Genomic DNA, 3,007 nt, shown 5'->3' with positions numbered 1-3,007 from the left:
AAAGTGATGATTTTCTTATCAATCAGTTCTTTTGGTATTTTACCAAAATTCTACCAAATGGCAGATGCGGATGATGCTCCTGGATTGATGCTATTAGGTCTTTCACTTGTTTTCTTGCCATTTGCTGGATTAGTTTTAATGAATGTCTTGATCAAAATATTAGAAGAAGCAATTCGTTTGAAGAAAAACGACGAATTGACAGTGTGAGGTGCGGGATGGCGATCATTGTTAATTTAGATGTGATGTTAGCAAAACGAAAAATGTCAGTAACTGAACTAAGTGAGAAAGTTGGCATAACTATGGCTAATCTTTCCATTTTAAAAACCGGAAAAGCAAAGGCGATCCGCTTCACCACATTAGATAAAATCTGTGAAGTTTTAAATTGTCAGCCAGGTGATCTTCTTGTCTTTGAAAAAGATAAAGAAATCTAAATGTTCTTAGTCTTATAAAAAGCAAGCCACCCTATAATGTCAAAATTTTGGGGACTTGCTTTTTTTATTCATTCTTAAGCAAGCAATTCTTGATAAAAGTTGATCAGATTATGTATTTCTCTTGTTTTTGGGAAGACGGATACACCGAATATAGGAATATTATAGGTTTTATCAATCGTAATATTCGAAATAATACAATCAAAATTCTCATAATTGATTAAATCTTGTGACAATACTTTATTGTTTCTAGCTACAAACTCAAAATGATTGCCCAACTGTTGTTCTAGTTTACTGAGCAAATATGCATCATATTTTAAGGTCGAATTGGTTATGACTAAGGCGCGAACTTGTTTATTGTCTTCGAATTTTTTTATTAAATCTGGCCAATACAATAATATTTCTGTAAACATAGTTGTCGCAAATTCTTCGAAATCATTCAATAAAATATTATGTGTATGTACATAATGTTTTAACTTATTCCATAATCGAAGTTGGATTTTATTCATTTCAGAATGACTATTTTTTAAAAAAAGTGATTTTTTTTGATGGTTTATTGAGAAAGGTACCGTGCTTTGTTGTAATAAAATAGTTGCTTTACGAAAGATCTTTTTTTTATCTTCGCACACAATTCCATATTTTTCTTCGACTTCTTTGATAAAACTGTCTATTGCATATAGAATTGGATTTCTTTGATTCAAAGACCCTATATCGAATAACTGGTAAATAAATGGTTGATCGAATATGTATCTTGCCAAGTGATCACTGATCAATTCGTTGTTTTTTGGTAGGCGCAAACGTTTAGTTGTTAGTCTTTCGTACTTGAATTTCTTTTGTTTTCTATTGACTGAAACTACCCCACTATCGTTTTGGAGCAATAATATCCGACTAGCAATCCAAAAATGAAATATTTTTTCCTCTTGCGGTTCCAAACCAATTAGTGCTTGCTGCAAATTATTTTCTTCAACAAACTCCTGTGCAAGTTGAGTAACAATCAACCGAAATGATGTAGGGAATGCCTCTTCAAAATAATGATATTTTCCCATTAAGAACTGAACGGTCATTTCAGTAATGATTTGATCGTTTCCAACAAGTTTGATCAGTGCTTGTACTTTCAAATCATAACTCTGTAACATTGGATTGATTTTATCGACGATTCGCCGCAAGGTACTTTCAGAAATGAATAAATAGTCTGCTAATTCAAGATAATTCTTGAATTTATGTAATAAAATAGCCTCTAGATAACGATATTCAATGGACTCTTGCTTGATCACTTGGTAAATATAGTCTTCCGTGACATGAGGTAGAATTGTTGCTCTAACTCCCTCTTCTCGAGTCATTTGGATTTTGATATCGCTGGCATAAGAATGAATATCAAGTAAGTCATTTCTTAAAGTTTTTGCTGAACAACCAAGTAAATGTTCTAAATCATTGAAGCGATAGGTTTCGCCTTCAAATAAGTATTCCAGTAATTTCAATTGTCTTTTTAATTTTTTTGACAAAATCTTCAACATTTCTATTCACCTCACAAACAAATAAAAAACACTCAAATTTGGGTTTCCCCTCTTTTGAGTGTTTCCCTTATTTAATTTTAGAGGTCTTTTTTCTTCTCTAAAAACTATTTTTTCTACTACGAATAAAAAAGTGGATAAAAAGCTGCTTTATTCATTAGACTCTTCTTCCACCTCTTCAGTAGATCGTTTTTTCCAGAAGAAGATGCCGCCAATCAAGGCAAGTAACATGCTTCCTAGTACAGAAAGAAGTGTGTTTCGAGTGGCATTTGTTTGTGGTAAGTTCCCTGTTGCTTCAAGATCACTTCCGTCATTTTGTGCACCTTCACCATTTTCACCGGTCTCACTTCCAGCACCCTCTTCACCAACGCCTGGAGTATCTTCTTCACCCGGTTCAACGACTGAGTATCTTCCTTCAGCACTCGTTGTAAAACCACCATGTGCCTCGTTGACTTGGATATCTAAACCAACGACATTGTTACTTCCAAGTGCAGAGGTATCGATTTGTGAATCTTCTTGTAACTGAACGGTGTAAGAATTAGCTGGGATTTCTCGACCATTTACTCTTACGGTTTCAACCATAGATTTTGGATCGACTCTTTCTGTGCCGATTGCAATAGAAGCTACTCGCGTTCGAACATCTAACTCCCCTGTAGGCTCAAACCCATATTCTGTCACATTATAAACTGCAAATTGTCCTCCATAAGTGAAGTTTCTTTCTTGTTCTTCATGCATCAAGATATTGTTGTTCGCATCTTGGTGGAAAACCTTGACCACATCTCCTTCAACTACTGGAAAGGCACTTCCACTATTGAAACGTGAGATGGCTTGTTGGATCGTTTGTGTTCCACGAACTTCATATTGATATTTTGATTGTCCATCTTGACCGAGGATCTCGATTCCATAATACACATTATTGTCATCCACTTGTGTCACACGATTATTTAAAATTGTGCGATCTGATCCTTGTATTGATTGGATCTCGATTTGGCGGCCACTTTTCACTAACCCGAATGAACCTACTGTCTCATTTTGACGGTTCTTCAAATGGATCGTGCTACCCCATTT

General features: G+C 34.9%; 4 protein-coding genes. 2 read left to right on the top strand and 2 right to left on the bottom strand.

Annotated elements, in window-relative coordinates:
• Positions 1-207 (top strand): DUF2975 domain-containing protein (locus CUS89_RS15815; RefSeq protein ID WP_146103426.1); only part of this gene is annotated, 207 nt, incomplete at its 5' end.
• 8 nt (positions 208-215) lie between these two features.
• Positions 216-431, top strand: a complete 216-nt coding sequence (locus CUS89_RS15810; RefSeq protein ID WP_019723937.1) for a helix-turn-helix domain-containing protein — start codon at positions 216-218, stop codon at positions 429-431.
• Positions 432-505: 74 nt separating this feature from the next.
• Here CUS89_RS15810 and CUS89_RS15805 read toward each other — a convergent pair whose 3' ends face one another.
• Together CUS89_RS15805 and CUS89_RS15800 are read right to left on the bottom strand one after the other, a co-directional pair.
• Entirely contained in the window at positions 506-1,942 is a 1,437-nt protein-coding gene (locus CUS89_RS15805; protein ID WP_104872796.1) for a helix-turn-helix domain-containing protein, read from the bottom strand.
• Between the two features lie 147 nt (positions 1,943-2,089).
• Positions 2,090-3,007 (bottom strand): putative mucin/carbohydrate-binding domain-containing protein (locus CUS89_RS15800; RefSeq protein WP_146103425.1); only part of this gene is annotated, 918 nt, incomplete at its 5' end.

This window comes from Enterococcus mundtii, from assembly GCF_002947535.1.
Classification (GTDB): Bacteria; Bacillota; Bacilli; order Lactobacillales; family Enterococcaceae; genus Enterococcus_B; species Enterococcus_B mundtii_B.
This window is presented reverse-complemented; position numbering and strand designations above follow the sequence as displayed.

Coding starts and splice junctions, on each gene's coding strand:
- CUS89_RS15810 (WP_019723937.1), top strand. CDS start 216: ATGGCGATCATTGTTAATTTAGATGTGATGTTAGCAAAACGAAAAATG.
- CUS89_RS15805 (WP_104872796.1), bottom strand. CDS start 1,942: ATGTTGAAGATTTTGTCAAAAAAATTAAAAAGACAATTGAAATTACTG.